The 19,085-nt window shown below is 68.4% G+C and carries 20 protein-coding genes; 11 read left to right on the plus strand and 9 right to left on the minus strand.

All coding sequences use genetic code 11. The features are described from left to right. Positions 1-21 precede the first annotated feature (21 nt). The 6 genes from ACQVBX_RS09575 (at position 22) to ACQVBX_RS09600 (ending at position 5,222) form a co-directional block, all read left to right on the plus strand. On the plus strand, positions 22-579 hold the full coding sequence (locus tag ACQVBX_RS09575) for an N-acetylmuramoyl-L-alanine amidase (RefSeq protein ID WP_431633868.1): 558 nt from the start codon (positions 22-24) through the stop codon (positions 577-579). Between the two features lie 91 nt (positions 580-670). Then, positions 671-1,537 carry an acyl-CoA thioesterase II gene (gene tesB, locus ACQVBX_RS09580; RefSeq protein WP_431633869.1) on the plus strand — a complete coding sequence of 289 codons (867 nt, stop codon included), beginning with the start codon at positions 671-673 and terminating at the stop codon, positions 1,535-1,537. Between the two features lie 19 nt (positions 1,538-1,556). Next, positions 1,557-1,949, plus strand: a complete 393-nt coding sequence (locus tag ACQVBX_RS09585; protein ID WP_431633870.1) for a DUF2007 domain-containing protein — start codon at positions 1,557-1,559, stop codon at positions 1,947-1,949. A 4-nt stretch (positions 1,950-1,953) separates the two neighbouring features. Beyond that, complete coding sequence (locus tag ACQVBX_RS09590) at positions 1,954-2,574, plus strand: biliverdin-producing heme oxygenase (protein WP_431633871.1); 621 nt, start codon at positions 1,954-1,956, stop codon at positions 2,572-2,574. Further along, positions 2,571-4,478 (plus strand): GAF domain-containing protein, encoded by a 1,908-nt coding sequence (locus tag ACQVBX_RS09595; protein ID WP_431633872.1) that lies wholly within the window; start codon positions 2,571-2,573, stop codon positions 4,476-4,478. Before ACQVBX_RS09590 ends, ACQVBX_RS09595 begins: the two co-directional genes overlap by 4 nt. A 33-nt stretch (positions 4,479-4,511) precedes the next feature. Further along, the gene (locus tag ACQVBX_RS09600; RefSeq protein WP_431633873.1) at positions 4,512-5,222 is read left to right on the plus strand and encodes an arginyltransferase; all 711 of its coding nucleotides are present in this window, start codon (positions 4,512-4,514) and stop codon (positions 5,220-5,222) included. An 87-nt stretch (positions 5,223-5,309) separates the two neighbouring features. On the opposite strand, the gene ACQVBX_RS09605 is transcribed toward ACQVBX_RS09600, so the two are convergent. Both ACQVBX_RS09605 and purT read right to left on the minus strand, forming a co-directional pair. Continuing rightward, the gene (locus tag ACQVBX_RS09605; protein ID WP_431633874.1) at positions 5,310-6,821 is read right to left on the minus strand and encodes an FMN-binding glutamate synthase family protein; all 1,512 of its coding nucleotides are present in this window, start codon (positions 6,819-6,821) and stop codon (positions 5,310-5,312) included. 49 nt (positions 6,822-6,870) lie between these two features. Beyond that, on the minus strand, positions 6,871-8,061 hold the full coding sequence (purT, locus tag ACQVBX_RS09610; protein WP_431633875.1) for a formate-dependent phosphoribosylglycinamide formyltransferase: 1,191 nt from the start codon (positions 8,059-8,061) through the stop codon (positions 6,871-6,873). Between the two features lie 139 nt (positions 8,062-8,200). On the opposite strand from purT, the gene ACQVBX_RS09615 reads away from it, so the two are divergent. From ACQVBX_RS09615 to ACQVBX_RS09625, 3 genes are all read left to right on the plus strand, one after another. After that, positions 8,201-9,070 (plus strand): SPFH domain-containing protein, encoded by an 870-nt coding sequence (locus ACQVBX_RS09615; protein ID WP_431633876.1) that lies wholly within the window; start codon positions 8,201-8,203, stop codon positions 9,068-9,070. A gap of 87 nt (positions 9,071-9,157) precedes the next feature. Next, positions 9,158-9,343, plus strand: coding sequence for an Arc family DNA-binding protein (locus ACQVBX_RS09620; RefSeq protein ID WP_431633877.1), 186 nt, complete (start codon positions 9,158-9,160; stop codon positions 9,341-9,343). 11 nt (positions 9,344-9,354) lie between these two features. After that, complete coding sequence (locus tag ACQVBX_RS09625; RefSeq protein WP_431633878.1) at positions 9,355-10,710, plus strand: DUF3887 domain-containing protein; 1,356 nt, start codon at positions 9,355-9,357, stop codon at positions 10,708-10,710. 12 nt (positions 10,711-10,722) lie between these two features. Here ACQVBX_RS09625 and ACQVBX_RS09630 read toward each other — a convergent pair whose 3' ends face one another. Beyond that, a complete protein-coding gene (locus ACQVBX_RS09630; protein WP_431633879.1) occupies positions 10,723-11,124 on the minus strand; it encodes a hypothetical protein in 402 nt (133 codons plus the stop codon). A 65-nt stretch (positions 11,125-11,189) separates the two neighbouring features. After that, the gene (locus ACQVBX_RS09635) at positions 11,190-11,573 is read right to left on the minus strand and encodes a DUF423 domain-containing protein (RefSeq protein ID WP_431638148.1); all 384 of its coding nucleotides are present in this window, start codon (positions 11,571-11,573) and stop codon (positions 11,190-11,192) included. 82 nt (positions 11,574-11,655) lie between these two features. On the opposite strand from ACQVBX_RS09635, the gene ACQVBX_RS09640 reads away from it, so the two are divergent. Together ACQVBX_RS09640 and ACQVBX_RS09645 are read left to right on the plus strand one after the other, a co-directional pair. Beyond that, on the plus strand, positions 11,656-12,273 hold the full coding sequence (locus ACQVBX_RS09640) for an SCO family protein (protein ID WP_431633880.1): 618 nt from the start codon (positions 11,656-11,658) through the stop codon (positions 12,271-12,273). Next, positions 12,270-12,791, plus strand: coding sequence for a copper chaperone PCu(A)C (locus ACQVBX_RS09645; protein ID WP_431633881.1), 522 nt, complete (start codon positions 12,270-12,272; stop codon positions 12,789-12,791). Before ACQVBX_RS09640 ends, ACQVBX_RS09645 begins: the two co-directional genes overlap by 4 nt. 20 nt (positions 12,792-12,811) lie before the next feature. Here ACQVBX_RS09645 and ACQVBX_RS09650 read toward each other — a convergent pair whose 3' ends face one another. The 5 genes from ACQVBX_RS09650 to ACQVBX_RS09670 form a co-directional block, all read right to left on the minus strand. After that, positions 12,812-13,684, minus strand: coding sequence for a cytochrome c oxidase assembly protein (locus ACQVBX_RS09650; RefSeq protein WP_431633882.1), 873 nt, complete (start codon positions 13,682-13,684; stop codon positions 12,812-12,814). Positions 13,685-13,769: 85 nt separating this feature from the next. Next, complete coding sequence (locus ACQVBX_RS09655) at positions 13,770-15,653, minus strand: Gldg family protein (protein ID WP_431638149.1); 1,884 nt, start codon at positions 15,651-15,653, stop codon at positions 13,770-13,772. Continuing rightward, positions 15,650-16,384 carry an ABC transporter permease subunit gene (locus ACQVBX_RS09660; RefSeq protein ID WP_431633883.1) on the minus strand — a complete coding sequence of 245 codons (735 nt, stop codon included), beginning with the start codon at positions 16,382-16,384 and terminating at the stop codon, positions 15,650-15,652. The genes ACQVBX_RS09655 and ACQVBX_RS09660 overlap by 4 nt, the downstream gene beginning before the upstream one ends. After that, a complete protein-coding gene (locus ACQVBX_RS09665; protein ID WP_431633884.1) occupies positions 16,381-17,328 on the minus strand; it encodes an ABC transporter ATP-binding protein in 948 nt (315 codons plus the stop codon). Before ACQVBX_RS09665 ends, ACQVBX_RS09660 begins: the two co-directional genes overlap by 4 nt. 187 nt (positions 17,329-17,515) lie before the next feature. After that, a complete protein-coding gene (locus tag ACQVBX_RS09670) occupies positions 17,516-18,889 on the minus strand; it encodes a polyketide cyclase (RefSeq protein WP_431633885.1) in 1,374 nt (457 codons plus the stop codon). Positions 18,890-19,085: the final 196 nt, after the last annotated feature.

Genomic DNA, 19,085 nt, shown 5'->3' on the forward strand with positions numbered 1-19,085 from the left:
CGCCGTGCGAGACTTTCGCCCATGCCGCCACTCATCCACGACCACCCCCTGCCCTACGTCGACCGCCTCGCCGCACGCCCCGCCGACGCGGTGACCCTGGTGGTGATCCACTGCACCGAGCTGCCGGACCTCGCCACCGCGCGCGAATACGGCGAACACGTGCAGCACGAGAGCGGCACCGGCAACAGCGGGCACTACTACATCGACCGCGACGGCCGCATCGAGCGCTACGTGCCCGGCACGCGGGTGGCGCACCACGTGCGGGGCTGCAACCCGCATTCCATCGGCATCGAGCTGGTGAATCTGGGCCGCTACCCGCACTGGTGGGATGCGCGCCACCAGACGATGACCGAGCCGTACCCGGACGCGCAGATCGCCGCGCTGGTGGAGCTGCTGGCCCTGCTGCGGGATGAATTTCCGGCGCTGCGGGAGATCGCCGGGCACGAGGACCTGGACACGGCGCGGATGCCGGCCAGCAACGATCCGTCGGCGGAGGTGGCACGCAAGCTGGATCCGGGACCGCTGTTTCCATGGGAAGCGGTGCTGGCCAGGTGCGGGTTGCGGCGAATTCGCGCCTGACGAGTCGCTGCCGGCGTCGGGCACTCGCCAAAATGTCCATCACCCGGCCCCGCTATAATCGTCGGCTCACTTCATCACCTATCGAGCAGCCATGCGCGAGGAACACGTCCAGGAACTGGTCGACCTGCTGGACCTGGAGCGGCTGGAAGACAACCTGTTCCGCGGCCAGAGCCGCGACATCGGCACGCGTTTCGTGTTCGGCGGCCAGGTGCTCGGCCAGGCGCTGTCCGCCGCGCAGCGCACGGTGGACCCGCGCCGCGAGGCGCACTCGCTGCACGCGTATTTCCTGCGCGCCGGCGACATCGACGCGCCGATCGTCTACAGCGTGGAGCGCACCCGCGACGGCGGCACCTTCTCCTCGCGCCGGGTGGTGGCGATCCAGCACGGCCAGCCGATCCTCAACGGCTCGATCTCCTTCCAGGAGCCGGAAAAGGGCTTCGAGCACCAGACCTCAATGCCCGAAGTGCCGGCACCGGACGACGTGGAGCCGATGCGTCACCTGTCGCCCGAGGAGCTCGCCCGCCTGCCGGTGAAGCTGCAGCGCTGGCTGGGTATCGACGGCCCGTTCGAGTTCCGCCAGGTGTGGCCGCGCGACGATCTGCATCCGGTCAAGCGGCCGCCGATCCAGCACATCTGGTTCCGCCTCACCGCGCCGATCGACGACTCGGCGATCCTGCACCGCGCGCTCCTGGCCTACGCCTCGGATTTCCACCTGATCGGCACCGCCACGCTGCCGCACGGCATCTCGTACATGACCCACAACGTGCAGATGGCCAGCCTGGACCACGCGCTGTGGTTCCACCGCCCGTTCCGCGTGGACGAGTGGCTGCTGTATTCGTTCGACAGCCCCACCGCGCAAGGCTCGCGCGGCCTGGCGCGCGGGCAGATCTTCAGCCGCGACGGCCGCCTCGTTGCCTCCACCGCGCAGGAAGGCCTGATCCGCCTGCGCGACAGCTGATCACCGACGGACCCGCACCATGCGCCAGCTCTACACCTCGCCGCACCAGCCCAACATCGACCGCCTGGTCGCCCTGCTCGGCGAGCACGGCATCGAGTGCCAGGTGCAGAACGTCTCGCGCTGGAACCGACGCGCGCACCAGCGCTTCAGCTACATTCAGCAGCGCGAAAGCCGCGAGCAGTGGCCGCAGGTATGGGTCACCCACGCCGACGACTACACCCGCGCCCGCGAGCTGCTGAAGGAGATCGGCATCGATCCGGTGATCCGTCATGGCGATGCGCTGGCCGCAGCACGCAACCCGTCGCCCATCAACCAGCGCCAGCACACCGTCACGCGCGTGCGTCGCATCGTGCTGCTCTCGGTGGGCGGTGCGGTGGTGCTGCTGATGCTGCGCTACATGGGCCTGATCTAGGCGTTTGGCGCCCGTCATCCGCTGCATGCCGCCCGGCCCTCCACCCGCTCATCGCCAACTGCGCGACGCCACCCGCCACGAGCATGCTGCCGCCGAACGCACGGCGGTGATGCAGGCGCTGCTGAATGGCCAGCTGGACCCCGCCGCCTACGGGCGACTGCTGGTGGGCCAGTACGCCCTGCACCGCGCGTGGGAAACCGAGCGCGCCGCGTGGCTGCACGGCGAACTGGCCGATGCGGGCTGGTATTACGCCAGCCGAAGCGAGGCGCTGGCGCGCGACCTCGCTGACTGGGGGCTGTCTCGCGAAGATGAACCGCTCCCGCTCGCTTGCGCCTCTCATTCACAGGTCGTTGGCGGCTCCTCCGCATCATGGGGCGAGCTCTATGTGATCGAGGGCTCGGCGCTCGGCGGCCAGATCCTGCTCCGCCTGTTGGAGAAGCGCCTCCCCGGACACGCCCATCACTTCTTCCGCCTTGGCCAGGAGGCCGGCCGCGGAACCTGGAGGACGTTTCAGTCGATGCTAGACCACCAACTCTCCCAGCTCGACCAGCAGCAGACGGCCATCGCCGCTGCCCGCGCCATGTTCGGACGTGCCCAGCGCATGCTGGAGGCGGTGCGTGCATGACGGCGCCGCTGACGCCCCCGGCGCCGGTTGACCTGGAGGCCTGCGCGCGCGAACCGATCCACCTTCCCGGTTCCATCCAGCCCCACGGCGTGCTGCTGGCGGTCGATGCGTCGAGCGGCCTCGTCACCCAGGCCAGCGCCAATGCCACCGAGGTGATCGGCCTGCCCCTGGACCAGATCCTGGGCGCGCCGTGGCCGTCGCTGATCGGCTTTGATCGCCTGCCGGAGGACGACGGTACGCGGCCATCGCACACTGGCTGGGTACCCGTGCAGTTCCCCCGGCGCGAGCTGCCGCTCGAAGCGCGCTGGGTGGCGGCCATGCACCGCTACGAGCAGCACAGCCTGATCGAACTGGCTCCGCACGCGGCGCGGTTCGACGAAGACCCGCTGCGCCGCAGCTACGAGCTGGGTCGCCAGCTCGAAGCCGACCGCAGCATCGACGCCGCCGCGGCGCGCGTGGCGCGCAGCCTGCGCAACCTGCTCGGCTACGACCGGGTGATGATCTACCGCTTCGACCGCGACTGGAACGGCGAAGTGATCGCCGAGTCGCTGCGCCGTGGGCTGGAGCCGTATCTGGGCCTGCACTACCCGGCCACCGACATCCCGGCACAGGCGCGCGCGCTGTACCTGCGCAACCGCGTGCGCGGCATCAGCGACGTGCGCTATACGCCCAGCGCGATCGTGCCGACCGACGATCCCCGCACCGGTCAGCCGCTGGATCTGAGCGATGTCTCGCTGCGCAGCGTGTCGCCCGTGCATCTGGAGTATCTGTCCAACATGGGCGTCACCGGCACCCTGGTGGCCTCGATCATCGTCAACGGCCGGCTGTGGGGGCTCATCTCCTGCCACCACTATGCACCGCGCTATGCCGACCACGACATGCGCGAGCTGGCCGACGGCGCCGCCAGTGCCCTGGCGATGCGCATCGGCGCACTGCAGGAAGTGGAGAAGGAAGAACTGGAAAGCAGCCTGCTGACCGTGCGCGAAAAGCTGATCACCGCCTTCAGCGAGAACGAGCAGATCAGCGCCGCGCGTCTGGGCGAACTGGCGCCGCAGCTGCTGGAGGTGGTGGATGCCGACGGCGTGGCGATCTTCGCCGGCGACGAGCTGATCACCCACGGCCACGTGCCGTCGCCAGAAGGCCTGGCCCGCATCCGGACCGCCGTTGCACCGGCCAGCGCCGATCACGATGCGATCAGCGGCGTGCTGCACACCGCCGCGCTAGGCGAGCGCTTCCCGATGCTGGCCGACCTGGCACCGAAGGCCGCCGGCATCATCTTCATGCCGCTGGCGCCGGACGCGCACAGCGCGATCATGTGGACGCGGCGCGAGATGGTCCACGACGTGCGCTGGGGCGGCAACCCGCACCTGTCCAAGCTGGAGACCATTCCCGGCGCGCGCCTATCGCCACGACAGAGCTTCGCCGCATGGCAGGAAACCGTGCGCGGCCGCTCGCGCCTGTGGACCTCTGCCCACCTGGAATCGGCGCGCAGCCTGCGCGTGCTCATCGAGCTGATGGAGCGCAAGCACTACCAACGCCACCTGGCTCTGCTGGGCGCCTCGCTAGAGCGCGTTCGCGAAAGCGTGCTGATCATGCAGGCCGGTCACCGCCCGTGGCATGCCGCGCCCATCACCTTCAGCAACAGTCGCCTGGCCGGGCGCCTGGGCCGCACGCCCGAGGCGCTGTCCGGCCTGCCGGTATCGGAACTGCTGCACGACACCGGCCCGCACGACGATACGCTGGAGCGGATCCAGCGCGATCTGGATGCCCATCAGCAAGCCATGCTGGGCGTGCAACTGAGCCGCGCCGACGGCAGCGCCCTCGCCGTTCGACTCGCCATCGAGCCGGTGCGCGATGCCCAGGGCCAGCTCACCCACTGGCTGGCGATCGATCACGACGATTGATCCGCAGCGCCCGCGCAGGCATAGAATCGGGGCATGCGCTCCGAACGCGTCCGCCTGTTCCAGACCCTGCCCCACGCCTGCGGCTATTTCGCCGAGCGCACGGCGCAGAACCTGGTGATCGACCCGGCGGCCCCGCAGCTGGACCAGCTGTACGGGCCGGCGCTGGAGCGCGGCTTTCGCCGTGCCGGCGGGCATCTGTACTTTCCCAGCTGCCCGCAGTGCAAGGCCTGCACGCCGTGCCGCATCGACGTGGCCAACTTCGTGCCCAACCGCGCACAGAAGCGTTGCCTCAAGCGCAATGCCGACCTCAGCCTGGTCGAATGCATTCCCGGCTACAACGCCGAGCGGCACGCGCTGTACGAGCGCTACCTGCGCACGCGCCACGCCGGCGGCGGCATGGACGAAGCCGAAGCCAGCGACTTCCGCCGCTTCCTCACCGCGCCGTGGAGCCCCACGCTGTTCCTGGAGTTCCGAGAAGGCGCGCGTCTGCTCGGGGTGTCCGTCACCGACGTCTGCCTCACCGGCGTGTCGGCCGTCTACACCTTCTTCGACCCGGACGAGGCGGCGCGCAGCCTGGGCACCTGGGCGATCCTGCAGCAGGTGGAACTGGCCCGCCGCCGCGGCATTCCGTGGGTCTACCTGGGCTTCTGGATCGAGGGCCACCCGAAGATGGATTACAAGCGCCGCTTCCAGCCGCTGCAGGTACGCGGACCGGAGGGCTGGATGGCCATGCCCACCGTGTAGGAGCGCACCCTGTGCGCGAACGCTCTTGCCCCTGATCTACACAGCAAAGCCAAAGCGTTCGCGCACAAGGTGCGCTCCTACCAGGGCCTAACCGCGCGTTGCCGGCTTCGGGTAGGGAAACAGCTTCTCCAGCGGCATGGAGACACCGTCGTCCCCCATCACGCGGCAGTGGCTGCGGTCCAGTTCGCGTGGATCGTCCAGCCCGCAGCTGTGCGCGATGATGCCCACCTCGTGCATCACGTTCTTCGCGTAGTGGTACACCTTCTCGCTCTTGTCGGTGACCACCAGGCCGCGCTGCAACCGCGGGTTCTGCGTGGTGATGCCGGTGGGACAGGTGTTGCGGTTGCACTGCAGTGACTGGATACAGCCCAGCGCCAGCATGAAGCCGCGTGCGGAGTTGACGAAGTCCGCGCCCATCGACATTGCCCAGGCCACGTCGTAGGCGGTGATGCACTTGCCCGAGCAGATCACCTTGATGCGCTCGCGCAGGCCGCGCGCGATCAGCGTGTTGACCAGCTCCGGCAGCGCCTCGCGCAACGGCAGGCCGACCCCCTCCATCAACGTCTGCGGCGCAGCGCCGGTGCCGCCTTCGGCACCGTCGACGATGATGAAATCCGGCGCGCTCTCGATGCCGCGACGGTCCACCTCGTCGCACAGCTGGCCGATCCAGCGCATGTCGCCGAATACCGCCTTGAAGCCAGTCGGCTTGCCGGTGAGGTCACGGATGTGCGTGATGGCGTCCATCAGCTGCGCCACGTTGGCGATGTCCAGATGGCGGTTCGGGCTCTGCGAATCCTGTCCCACCGGGATGCCGCGAATCGCGGCGATCTCCGGCGTCACCTTGGCTGCCGGCAACAAGCCGCCCATGCCGGGCTTGGCGCCCTGGCCGAGCTTGATCGAGACCATCTTCACCTGCTTGTGCGCGCAGATCGCGGTGAGCTTGTCGTCATCCAGACGGCCATCGGGCGTGCGCACGCCGTACTTGGCCGTGCCGATCTCGAACACGATGTCGCAACCGCCTTCCAGGTGGTACGGCGCCAGGCCGCCCTCACCGGTGTCCATCCAGATGCCGGCCCGCGCCGCGCCGACCGACAGCGCCCGCACCGCCGGCGCCGACAGCGCGCCGAAACTCATCGCCGAGATATTGAAGAACGCGGCGTGGTCGTACGGCTCGCGCGCATAGGGGCCGATGCGCAGCGGCTTGGGCTCCACGTGATGATCGCCCAGCGCCGGGAACGCGGCGTTGACGAAAAACGGTACGCCCTCGGCGCGCAGGTCGCGGGTGGAGCCGAAGGCGTTGGTGTTCTCCGCGTTCTTTGCCGCGCGATACACCCACACGCGCTCGGCGCGGTTGAACGGCAGTTCTTCGCGATCGCTGGAAAACAGGTACTGACGGAAAAACTCGCCCAGCCGCAGGAAGCCGTAGCGGAAGTGCCCGATCACCGGAAAATTGCGCAGGACCGAGTTGGACGTCTGGTTGCGGTCGACGAACCAGGTCACCAGCACCAGCGCCACGCCCATGGCGAGCAGCAGCAAGAACAGCGCGGCGAACACCTGCACCACCACGATCAGCCAATGCGCGAATCCGGATGTCTCCATGCCCTGCTCTCTCCCGTCGTGGATCGTGTGATAGCCGCCGCGCGCGCGATCAGCTGCTTGGCAACTCTACCCGCAGCACCGACGCGGCCCGAATCGCCTTGGCCTTGGCTGCCTCGATGCTTTCGTCGCGCGCCAGCGTCACCGCCATCCGGCGACGGCCTTTCACCGCCGGCTTGCCGAACAGGCGCAATTGCGTATCCGGCTCGGCCAGCGCCTCGGCCACGCCGAAGTACTGCGGCGCGGCGCCGTCGCCTTCCACCAGCTTGGCGCACGAGGCCGACGGCCCGAGCTGGCGGATCAGCGGAATCGGCAGGCCCAGGATCGCCCGCGCATGCAGGGCGAACTCGGACAGATCCTGCGAGATCAGCGTGACCAGGCCGGTGTCGTGCGGGCGCGGGCTCACCTCGGAGAAGATCACCGTGTCGCCCTTGATGAAGAACTCCACGCCGAACACGCCCCGGCCACCCAGCGCGGCGGTGATCGCCGTGGCCTGACGCTGCGCCTCGGCCAGCGCCGCGTCACTCATCGGCTGCGGCTGCCACGACTCGCGGTAGTCGCCATCCTCCTGGCGGTGGCCGATCGGCGCGCAGAAGCTGGTGCCGTCGCAATGGCGCACGGTGAGCAGGGTGATTTCGTAGTCGAAATCGACGAAGCCCTCGACGATCACCCGCCCCTTGCCGGCACGCCCGCCGGCCTGGGCGTAATCCCATGCCGCCTGCGCGTCGGATGCATCGCGCACCACGCTCTGGCCCTTGCCGGAGGAGCTCATCACCGGCTTGATCACGAACGGGAAACCGAGCGCCTCGACGGCGGCGCGGTACTGCGCCTCGTCGTCGCAGAAGCGGTACGGCGAGGTGGGCAGCTGGAGCTCCTCGGCGGCGAGGCGGCGGATGCCTTCGCGGTCCATCGTCAGCCACGCGGCGCGCGCGGTAGGAATCACGTTCAAGCCGCCCTTTTCCAGTTCCATCAGCGTGGGCGTGTGGATCGCCTCGATCTCCGGCACCACCAGGTCCGGCTGCTCAGCCTCGATCACCGCGCGCAGCGCGGCGCCTTCGAGCATGTCGATCACGTGGCTGCGGTGGGCCACCTGCATCGCCGGCGCATTGGCGTAGCGATCCACTGCGATTACCTCCACGGCGAAGCGCTGCAGCTCGATCGCCACCTCCTTGCCCAGCTCGCCCGAGCCGAGCAGCAGCACGCGCAGGGCGCGGTTCGAGAGCGGCGTGCCGAAAGGCTTCATGCAGGATCTCCGGTCGGTGGGCCACGTCATTGTAGTGGCCGCTTCCACGGCCACCCAGGCGTCACGGCCAGCAGCAGCCGGCACTTGCCATGTGATATCAATTTGATATCCAATGCGCACAACTTAGGGAGGCAAGGTCATGAACGAGCGCAAGGGGTTTTCGATCGCGGGCATTCCGTTTGTCGTGGTGTGCCTGGTGCTGGCGGCCATCGGCGTCAGCCAGCTGATCGGTTTGAAATCGGGGGTGGAGCCGGGCACGCACTTCTTCGTCGGCGTCGGGCTGCTGGTGTTGACGGCGTTCCTGCTGAAGGGGTTCTTCCAGGTGGCGCCGAACGAGGGCCAGGTGCTGCAGCTGTTCGGCAAGTACGCCGGCACGGTGCGCGAGGAAGGCCTGCGCTGGACCAACCCGTTCTACAGCCGCCGCCGCGTCTCGCTGCGCGTGCGCAACTTCGAGAGCGGCAAGCTGAAGGTCAACGACAGCGACGGTAACCCGATCGAGATTGCCGCGGTGGTGGTGTGGCAGGTGCTGGACACGGCCGAGGCGGTGTTCTGCGTGGACGACTACGAGAACTTCGTGCACATCCAGAGCGAGTCGGCCTTGCGCCAGATGGCGCAGAACTATCCGTACGACGCACACGACGACAAGAAGCCCTCGCTGCGCAGCCATGGCGAGGTGATCAACAACCACCTGCGCGACGAGATCCAGGCACGGCTGGAGAAGGCCGGCGTGCAGGTGATCGAGGCACGCATCAGCCACCTCGCCTACGCACAGGAGATCGCCCAGGCGATGCTGCAGCGCCAGCAGGCCAACGCCATCGTGGCGGCGCGCGAGCGTATCGTGGAGGGTGCCGTGGGCATGGTGGCGATGGCTTTGGACAAGCTGCGCGAGCAGGGCGTGGTGGAGCTGGACGAAGAACGCAAGGCCGCCATGGTCAGCAACCTCTTGGTGGTGCTGTGCGGCGATCGCGCCACCCAGCCGGTGGTCAACGCCGGCAGCCTGTACAGCTGAGGAGCGTGACGATGACTGTCCTTCCCGTGATGATCGTGCTGTTCGTCTTGGCGCTCGCGTCGCGCCGACGTGCCGCCCGCTGAGCGCATGGCGGCCGAGAAAAAAGCCTATCCGCTGCGGATCAGCGCCACCGTGCTCGAAGCGGTGCAGCGCTGGTCCGAGGATGAACTGCGCAGCGTCAACGCGCAGATCGAGTACCTGCTGCGCGACGCGCTGCGCAAGGCCGGGCGGCTCAAACCGGCCCAACCCGAAGCGATGGACGACGATGAATAAGGAGCTTTTCGATGCGCATCACTCTGGTATCGCCAGCGCTGCTGCTGGCCGTCCTGTTGGCGAGCGGCGTCGCCACCCATGCACAGGCCGCCACGACTGGCGACTGCAGCAGCCGCTCGGCCGCCATCCTGGCCAGCCTGCGCGAAGGCCGCTTCGCTGACGCCACACGCGATTTCGATCCGACCATGCGTTCGGGCCTGCCGGCGAGCAAGCTGCAGGCCGTCTGGGCACAGGCCCTGCCAGCCCAGGTCGGCGCCCTCGAGGACATCGGTACACCGCAGGCGCAGACGGCGCAAGGCAAGGCGATGGTGGAAACGCCGCTGCACTTCGCCCGGGCCACGCTGCTGATGCGGGTGGCCTGCGACAAGGATGGCCAGGTGGCCGCCCTGTTCTTCGCCCCGGCACCGGCCGGTGAGGATCATGCCGCCGCTGGCCCACTCCCGCCCGGCGTGCGCGAACAGCCGCTGGCCGTGCGTTCGCCATTCGGGCCGCTGCCGGGCACGCTCACGCTGCCCCCGGGCGATGGTCCGTTTTCGGCCGTGCTGCTGGTCGCCGGTTCCGGCCCCAACGACCGCGACGAAACGATCGGCCCGAACAAACCCTTCCGCGACCTGGCCGTGGGGCTGGCCAAGGTAGGCATCGCCTCACTGCGCTACGACAAGCGCACACTCACCTACGGCAGACAGCTGGCCACCACCTCGCTCACGGTCGACGACGAGGTCACCGATGACGCGCTGACCGCGCTCGCCCTGCTCCGCCAGCAGCCGCACATCGACCGCCAGCGCGTGTTCGTGATCGGCCACAGTCTCGGCGCGCTGATGGCGCCGCGGATCGCGCAGCGTGACGGGCACCTGGCCGGGGTCATCCTGCTCGCGGCCCCGGAGCGCCTGGACCTGGGCGTGGTGCTGCAGCAACTGAAATACCTGAGCGCGTTGCCGGGCACCCCGCACGCCGTCATGACGGCGCAGATCCACGAGGTGGAGGCGGCACGCGACACCCTGGCCAAGGCCGATCCCGCCCATCCGCCCGCAGGCACGTTCTTTCACGCGCCCGCGAGTTGGTGGCTGAGCCTGGCCCACTACGACGCCATCGACACGGCGCGTGGCCTGCATGCACCGCTGCTGGTGATGCAGGGCATGGCGGATTTCCAGGTGCCGCCGGCGCAGGACTTCGCGGCGTGGAAGCACGCTTTTGCCCACGACTCAGGCGTGACGTTGCGCAGCTACGCCGGGCTCAGTCACCTGTTCACGCCCAGCGGCCAGCCGCCCTCGCCGGCCGACTACGCCAAGCCGGCTCATATGGAACCGAAGGTGATCGGCGACATCGCTGCGTGGATCGCGCACCAGGCCCCAGCCGCAGCGCGCTGATCGATCGCCGCCTCAGCGCGACGCCAGCGCTTGCGCGCGCAGGGATGGCAGGCTGAGCAGGGTCGGCCGGCCCTTCGTGTTCTGCACGAGCAGGTGATCGCCGAGCGCGGCGATCGTGTCGACCGAACCGAGTCCGTCGTCGTGGCCGAGGCGTTGCAGCGGCTCGCCGGTCGCGGCGTCGTAGACCACCAGTTCGTGGGCCGTGCGGTCGGCGACCAGCAGCCAGTCGTGGCTGTCGTCCTGCCAGTGCACCAGCGCGTTCACCGCCAACGGCGGCGTGGCGACCGGGTCACGGTCGCGGCCGGCCAGCAGCAGCGCGCCGATGCCGGCAAGCAGGATTCCCGCGGCCACCACATGGCGGCGCCGTGGACGTGCAGGCGGCAAGGCATCGAGGGTGGCGGGCGCGGTGCTCATGCGCGCAGCCTGCCCGGCGTACGTGACGAGCGCATGACGCCTGCCCGGCGCAGGTGCGGCGGGGTTCAGGCCTCGTCGCCGGGCCGGCCCAGGGCGATGGCCAGCGCTACCCAGCCGACGACGAAACCGAGCCCGCCCAACGGCGTGATCGCACCGAACCAGCGTGGCGCCCCCAGCGCCATCGCGTACAGGCTGCCGCTGAACAGCACGATGCCGATCGCGAAGGCGAACACCGCCCAGCGGCGGGCGCGGCCGCGCCCGGCATGCACCGCCAGCGCAAGGGCAAGCGCGTGCCACAGCTGGTACTGCACCGCGGTCTGCCACCAGCTCATGGCCGACGCATCCAGGTGACCGCGCAAGGCATGTGCGCCAAAGGCGCCCAGCAACACGCCGCTGGCGCCGGCCAGCGCCACCAGCCATGAGGCGCCGCGGGTGGCAGGTTGTCGCATCATCGGGTGATTTCCTCGCTCAGGGAGATGGCCGTAGACGCCCGTGGCGTATCCTTGGGGGATGGCCATTTCCGATCTTCGCATGCGCGCGCGTCGCGCCATTCCCTGGTTTGCCGTCTCGCTGCTATTTGCCGCAGCCCTGCTGTTGGCCGGCTGCCAGCGCGGCACGCCGCTGCCGTTCCGGCTCACCCAGGTCACCGGCCACATGCCGGACCTGGACTTCAACCTGGTCAACGACCAAGGCAAGCCGGCCACCGGCGCGGACTATCGCGGCAAGGTGGTGCTGCTGTACTTCGGCTACACCCACTGCCCGGACGTCTGCCCGCTCACCCTCGCCCATCTGCATGTGTTGATGCAGCGGCTCGGGCCGCTCGCCGATGGCGCGCGCATCCTGTTCGTGTCGGTCGACCCGGCGCGCGACACGCCGGAGGTGATGCACGCCTACGTCAACGCGTTCGACAAGCGTGCGGTCGGCCTGACTGGCAAGCCGGGCGACATCGAGGCGCTGAGCAAGCGCTATCGCTCCGCCTTCAGCCGCGAACCCGATCCCGGCGACGGCAACTACGAGGTGAGCCACAGCTCGGCGATCTACATCTTCGACGCGCAGGGCCATGCGCGCCTGCTGTCCACCCCTGCCGATTCGCAGGACGATCTGGTCCACGACCTGCACCTGTTGCTCGCCCCCGGAGCCCAACCATGATGACCCGTCGCTTTTCCGCATTGTTTGCCGCCGGCCTGCTTTTTGCCGGCGCCGCGCAGGCCGACCAGGCCGCCCAGGTGCATGCCGAAAAGGCGTGGATCCGCGTGCTGCCCGCCAACCTGCCCGCCGGCGGCTACGTGACGCTGCACAACAGCGGCGACACCGCCGTCGCACTCACCGGCGCCACCAGCGCCCGCTACGCACACGTGATGCTGCACCAGAGCACCACCGAGGGTGGCATGGGCCGCATGAGCATGGTCGAGCAGCTGGCGATCCCCGCCCACGGCAGCGTGGCGCTGGCCCCGGGCGGCTACCACCTGATGCTGATGCAGGCGACCAAGGCCGTAAACGCCGGCGAGACGGTGCCGGTCACGCTGGACTTCGCCGATGGCAGCCATTTGCCGGTGGATTTCCTCGCGCGCCCCGCCAACGCGGTCGATGCGGGTGACAAGGCGCCGGCCGGCATGGATCCGGCCATGCCCATGGATCACGGCGGCGCGATGCCGCACGGTCACTGAGCCGGAGCGACCCGCTTCGCTCAGCCGGCGCTGCGCGCCGTCGCTCTCGCCGCGGCTGCGCGGCGCCGATCGTCGCTTTCGCGGCGGATCCGCCCACTGCGTGAGAGGCGCAGCCACTGGCGCAAGGCCAGCAGGCCACCGATCGATTCGATGATGGCCGCCGGCACCCACATGATCACCCCGCCCACCAGCTGACCGGTGAGCACGTTGAAGGTGAAGGCACGGCCGCAGATCTCGAAGATCGGATAGAGGTCGGTCTTGGAGAACGTGACGATGGCGCCGGCGAGAATCTGCGGCGTCATGGTGATACCCGGCGACAGCACGCGCACACCCGGCGTCATGCGGCCCGGCGGGCGCGGGCGATGGTCGAGCACCAGCCACCAGTAGATGAAGCCGCTGACCACCATCGACCAGTTCATGAAGCGGTAGATGCGCCAGTCCAGCATCGCCAGCGTCTGCATGTGCGGAATCAGCCAGACCAGGATGAACGCCACGAAGGTCAGCGTGGCGAAGGCGGGATTGAGCAGCACCGCGCTGGCCAGCCGTGACGGCCATGTACGCTGCGCGGTGCGCAGGCGCACGCGCAGCGGCAACGACAGCCCCGCGCGCAGCACCGTCCCCGGATACGAGGCGATGATCAGCAGCGGCGCCAGATGATGCAGCAGCACCTGCTGGATGCGGTGCATGAAGAACTCATGCTCGGCGTAGTAATCGAAATACGTGTGCAGCGACGCGTAGATCATCACCATGCCGATCCAGAACGACAGCTGGCGGCCGCGACTCACCCGCAGCCGCGTCGCACCGCGCACGTACAGCACGCAGGCGAGCACGAACGTGGCCAGAAACAGCCATGAGAACTCCCACGGCACGATCCATTTCAACAGCGTCGACATCACGGGCACGATCCCGGCCGGACAGCGGCCAAGTCGATCAGCTTAGCGGCTACACGTGGCGCACTCGCGCGGCACATTGCCACCCTCACACGCGTCGGCGGCTGCGCCGCGTGCGGCGCCAGCCATAGAGCAGACCCAGCAGCGTCACCAGCGCGGGCACCACCACGATATTGATGAACTTCACGCGCAGGCCCAGCGCGTCGATTTCGGCGTTGAGCTGGTGCTGCACGTCACGCAGCTCCTTGCTGATCGCCAGCTTGCGCTGCAGGAACTGCTCGATCTCGCGCTTCTGCTCCGCGCTCGCCTGGCCATCGCGGCCGCCGCGCGCCGGCTGCAGTTCTTCCAGCCGACTGCGCGTTTCGGCCAGCTCACGCTCCAGCTCCTGCTTCTTCAGCAGGAACTTCTGGTCGGCGGCGTTCTGCAGCGCCTGCACGCGGGTGAACGGCCGCTGCGAAGTGGAGCGCCCGCGGATCGACAGCAGCGCCGACGAACCGCTGAGGTTGTCCACCAGGTTGGTGATGAAGTCGCCGTTGCTGGCGAAGGCGTTGAGCATCGGCTGGCCGAGGAAGCTCTGGGTGTCGACCCACAGCCGATCGGTCAGCAGATCGGTGTCGGCCACCAGGATCACCTCCGCATTCGGCGCCGACTGCGCCAAGTGTACGGGCGAGGTGCGCTCCGGGAAGGCGCTGCTCAGCGTGCCGCGCAGGCGGGCGGCGAGCACGTAGTGCGCGTTGTCGGGCGTGTAGTCGCGCAGCAGCAGGGACGGGTCGCTGGCCGCCTCGATCACGCGCTGCACCGGCACCACGTGCGCATCGACGCTGGATTGCAGCAACGGCACCAGCCGCGCGGTGGCATCGGGGGCGAGATCGAAGTAGCCGGCGGAGGACAGGTCGATCTGCTGCAGGCTGGCGGTGACGGCGTCGCCACGGTTCAGCTCCTGCCCGCCCAGGCCGAGCATCGCCGGATGACTGAAGCTGGTGTCGCCCAGCTCGATCTTCAGCGCGCGCGAGCGATCTAGCACCACCTTGCGATCGTCGTAGACCACGCCCCAGGCCTTGAACAGCCGCGGCAGGTCCGAGTTGTGATCGTCGGTGACGCCGGTGGAAGCATCGACGAACGGAGCGTTGTCGAGCTCCGCATCCGGGTCGACAAAGACCACCAGGTGGCCGCCGCCGAGCACATATTGATCGAGCGCATAGAGCGCGTCGTCGGACAGGTGCTTGGGATGCACCAGCAGCACGACCGGCAGATCCTTGCCAATCCGCTTGAGCTTGCCCGGGTCCAGCGTGGTGATCGAAAACAGCTGCTGCAGCTGGCCGAGCACCGTCCATGCCGGCTCGCCGATAACCGGGTTGCCGCTCATCGGCAGCGAACTGATCAGGCCGATACGCGGCTTCTGCGTCTCGTTGAGCTCGTACATCAGTTTGGCGATGTCGTACTCGAGGAAAGTCTCGCGCGCCGGGTCGAAGAACGGCACCGAGAGCGTCTTGCCGTCGACGCCGTCCACGGCATTGCCATCGGCCGGCAGCGTGGTGCCGACCAGGCCGAAGAACACGCGCTCGCCGTTGCTGCCGCCGCTGAGCGGGGTCAGGCCGTTGCCCTCGGCGCTCGCTTCGTCGTCGGAGTAAGGCACCGGGTCCACGATCTGCAGGTGCAGCTTGCCGGACGAGCGCGCCACCATTTCCTGCAGCATCTCGCGCACCCGCTGCTCGTAGCTGCGCAGTTGCGGCAGGTCGCGCGCCGCGTGTTCGGAGAAATACAGCGTCAGCCGCAGCGGCCGCTGCAGGTGCCCGACGATCTGCACCGTGCCGGGCGTCAGCGTGTACAGCCGGTCCGCGGTGAGATCGATCCGCGGCACGTGCACCCAGCGGCTCAACGCCAGCGCGGCGGCGATGAACACGAGCACCAGCGCGGCCAAAGTGGCCGCCAGGCGCGAGCGTCGACCGAACGTCCAGCGGCGCACGCTCAGCGACTCCGCCGCAGGTCGAGCAACAGCACGCCGGCAGTCAACCAGGCCACCATGCTCAGCACGAAGTAGGCCAGGTCGCGCAGGTCGAGCACGCCGCGGGCGATCGCCTCGAAATGGCGCAGCATGCTCAGGTGCGCCACGCCGTTGACCAGCCGCCGCGGCAGCGCCTCCTGGAAAAAGTCGATCACCTGCGACTGCCCGGCCAACAGCAGCAGCACGCACACCAGCGCGGTGAGGATGAAGGCCACCACCTGGCTCTGCGTGAGCGCCGACAGACAGGCGCCGATGGCGAGGAACGCACCGGCCATCAGCCAGCTGCCGAGATAGCCGGCCAGGATCACGCCATTGTCCGGATCTCCCAGATAGTTGACGGTGATCCAGATCGGGAAGGTCAACGCCAGCGCCAGCCCCACGAACAACCAGGCCGCCAGAAACTTGCCCAGCATCGCCTGCCACAGCCGCACCGGCAGCGTCAGCAGCAGTTCCAGCGTGCCGGACTTGGCCTCTTCGGCCCACAGCCGCATCGACACCGCCGGCACCAGGATCAGGTACAGCCACGGATGCATCGCGAAGAACGGCTGCAGGTCGGCCTGTCGCCGCTCGTAGAAGTCACCGCTGTAGAACGTGAGGATGCCCGCCAGCACCAGGAAGATCACCAGGAACACATAGGCCACCGGCGTCACGAAATAACTGCGCAGCTCGCGCCGCACGATGGCCTGGACCGGGCTCATGCCGCGCGCCCCGGCGTCGCCGGTTCCGGCATCGTGGTGATGTGGCGAAACACTTCATCCAGGCGGCCGCGCTCGAGCTGGATCTCGGATACTTCCAGCCCCTGTGCGCGCAGCAACTGCTCCACCGCTTCGAGGATGCGCTCGCCCGGCTTGGGGAACACCGTGATGCGCCCGTCCAGCGGATCGACCTCGATCGCCGCTACCTGCGGCATCCGGCCCAGCATCTCTTGCGACACCGCGCTGCCCGGCGCACTGAACGACACCGCACCGTGATAGCGCGAGCGCTGTTCCAGTTCCGCCGGCGTGGCATCGGCCAACAGGCGGCCGCGGGCGATGATCACCACGCGGTTGCACAGCGCGTGCACCTCTTCCAACAGGTGAGTGGAGACCAGGATGGTGCGCTCGCGCGCCATCGCGTCGATCAGCTGACGCACCGCGTGCTTCTGGTTGGGATCGAGACCATCGGTGGGTTCGTCGAGCATCAGCACCGGCGGATCGTGCAGGATCGCCTGGGCCAGGCCCACGCGCCGGCGCAGCCCCTTGGACAAGGTGTCGATGCATTGCTCGAGCACGTCCTCCAGCTGCAGCCGGGCGATCACTTCCTCGAAGCGCTGGCGACCCGTGCTGCGGGTGAAGCCGCGCATGCGCGCGATGAATACCAGGAACTCGCGCACCGTCAGCTCGCCGTAGCTCGGCGCCCCCTCGGGCAGATAACCCAGCGCGCGACGTGCCTCCTGCGGTGCGGTGCGCACGTCGTGGCCGCAGACGCGCGCCGTGCCGCAGGTCGGCGCGAGGAAGCCGGCGATCATCCGCATCGCAGTGGTCTTGCCCGCACCGTTGGGGCCCAGCAGCCCCAGCACCTGCCCCGGCTCGGCACGGATGCTCAGCGCGTCCACCGCAGTGAACCTGCCATAGCGTCGGGTGAGCTGGTCGGTTTCGATCATCGGAAGGCCGGCGACGGGCGTGGGCGGCCCCGCGGGCCAGGGAACAGGAAGCGGCGATGACGCCGCGCCGTGCAATGTACCGCAAGGGGCCGCAAAAGTTCGGCGGCCGGCATGTCCGGCATGGACTGCAGGCAACAAAAAACCCCGTCCGCGGGCGGACGGGGTTCGATGACTTGCGTCGGTCCGATCAGTTGCCGGCGCTGGCAGCCTCGGCCGGCGCCGCAGCGGAACCGGCGGCGGCCGGAGCGGCGCTGCTGGAGGAAGCGGCCGGCGACTCGTCCAGCGTCGGCGGCTGGATGCCCGCCTCCTGTTCCGGCGTCTGTTCCGGAGCATCGCTCAGCGGCAGGTACACGTCGTACCGGGCGTACTGGGTGATGTTGTTGTTGGTGTCGATCTGTTCCGGGCGAGCCAGGACGTCGTAGAAGCGGTTCACCACGGTGTCGTATTTGTAGCCGTGGGTCTGCGCGTACGCCTCGAGCTCGTCGCGGGTCTGCGGCACGCCGGCGTAGGTGCCGTTCCACTCGCCCTTCAGCACTGCACCGCCGGCCATCATGGTGGCACGAACGTCCTGATCGATGATCAGGCGGCCGTACTTGTCGGTGCTGCCCGGCGCGTTGGCGGCGACGGCGTCGGCCGGAGCCTCGGTCGAGGCGGCGCTGGCCGGCGCGGCGGCGGAACCGGCGGCGGCCGGAACGCCCGGCTGGGTCGGCGTGGTCGCGGCGGTGAGATCGTGGCTCTGGCCGGCCACCGTGAGCGTGGTGGCGTCGATCGGCAGCGCGATGTCGAAGGTGAAGGTCTGGTCGCCGTAGTTGTTCACCACGAGGATGCGCGGACCGGTCACGTTGACGTTGAGCTTCTTGGCGGTGTCCTGCAGCAGCTTGACGGCGCCGTCGGTTGCTTCGGTTAGCGCATCGAGGCCGCCCTCACGCTCGATCTTGGTCGACACCAGCAGCACCGGCGTCGGCTTGGTCTGCTCGATGTACGGCACCAGCTCGCTGTAGTCCACGTTCTTGACCGAGGCAAGCATATTCTGCAGGCCGGTCAGGCTGTACTGGATGAACGCATCCGGTGCGCCGTGGATGTAGAGGTTGGAGTAGCGGTTCAGCAGGTTGAAGCCGTACTTGACGTCATACGCCCAGGTGACCTTGGTCAGCTTGTGCGTACGGCCTTCGCGCTCCAGATCCAGCGTGAAGTGCTTGTCGCTGCCGCGCCAGTCGCCGTCGAGGTTCCACACGATCTCGGCGGAGTTGACGGAGGAGTCTATCTTGTTGAACTCGGGGGTGGCGCTGGCGATGGTCAGCTTGCCGCTGCCGGCCTTCTTCGGCGCACCGGTCCAGCTGATCTCGGCGCCGGGGCCGTAGGCCTTGCCCGAGAGGTCGTACTTGATCGTCGGATCGCTGCCGGTGAGCTCGGCGTAATCGCCGAAGCGACGGAAGTTGTTCAGCACGTCATAGACCTGACGGATGTCCTTGCCGATGACCAGCGACCTCTCCACATGGCCACTGCCGGGCATCGCAATGCCCACCACCACAGCCAGTACGGCCACGATGACCAGGGCCATAAGTAATTCAAGAACACGCATCATTCCAGGGTTCTCCGAGCGTCTCTACGCAGCACTTGATGGCATCGCCGTTACCGCCGGGAAGTCTTCCCTCGGAAACCTGTCTCAGCGGGGGGGAACGCATGCCGAAGCGACGGATGTTACTTGCTCGCGCCGAGGAACGCCATCTGCAGCCGCAACACGCTCCAGAAGGCCG

This window comes from Dyella thailandensis (assembly GCF_050749815.1).
In the GTDB taxonomy this organism is placed as follows: Bacteria; Pseudomonadota; Gammaproteobacteria; order Xanthomonadales; family Rhodanobacteraceae; genus Dyella_A.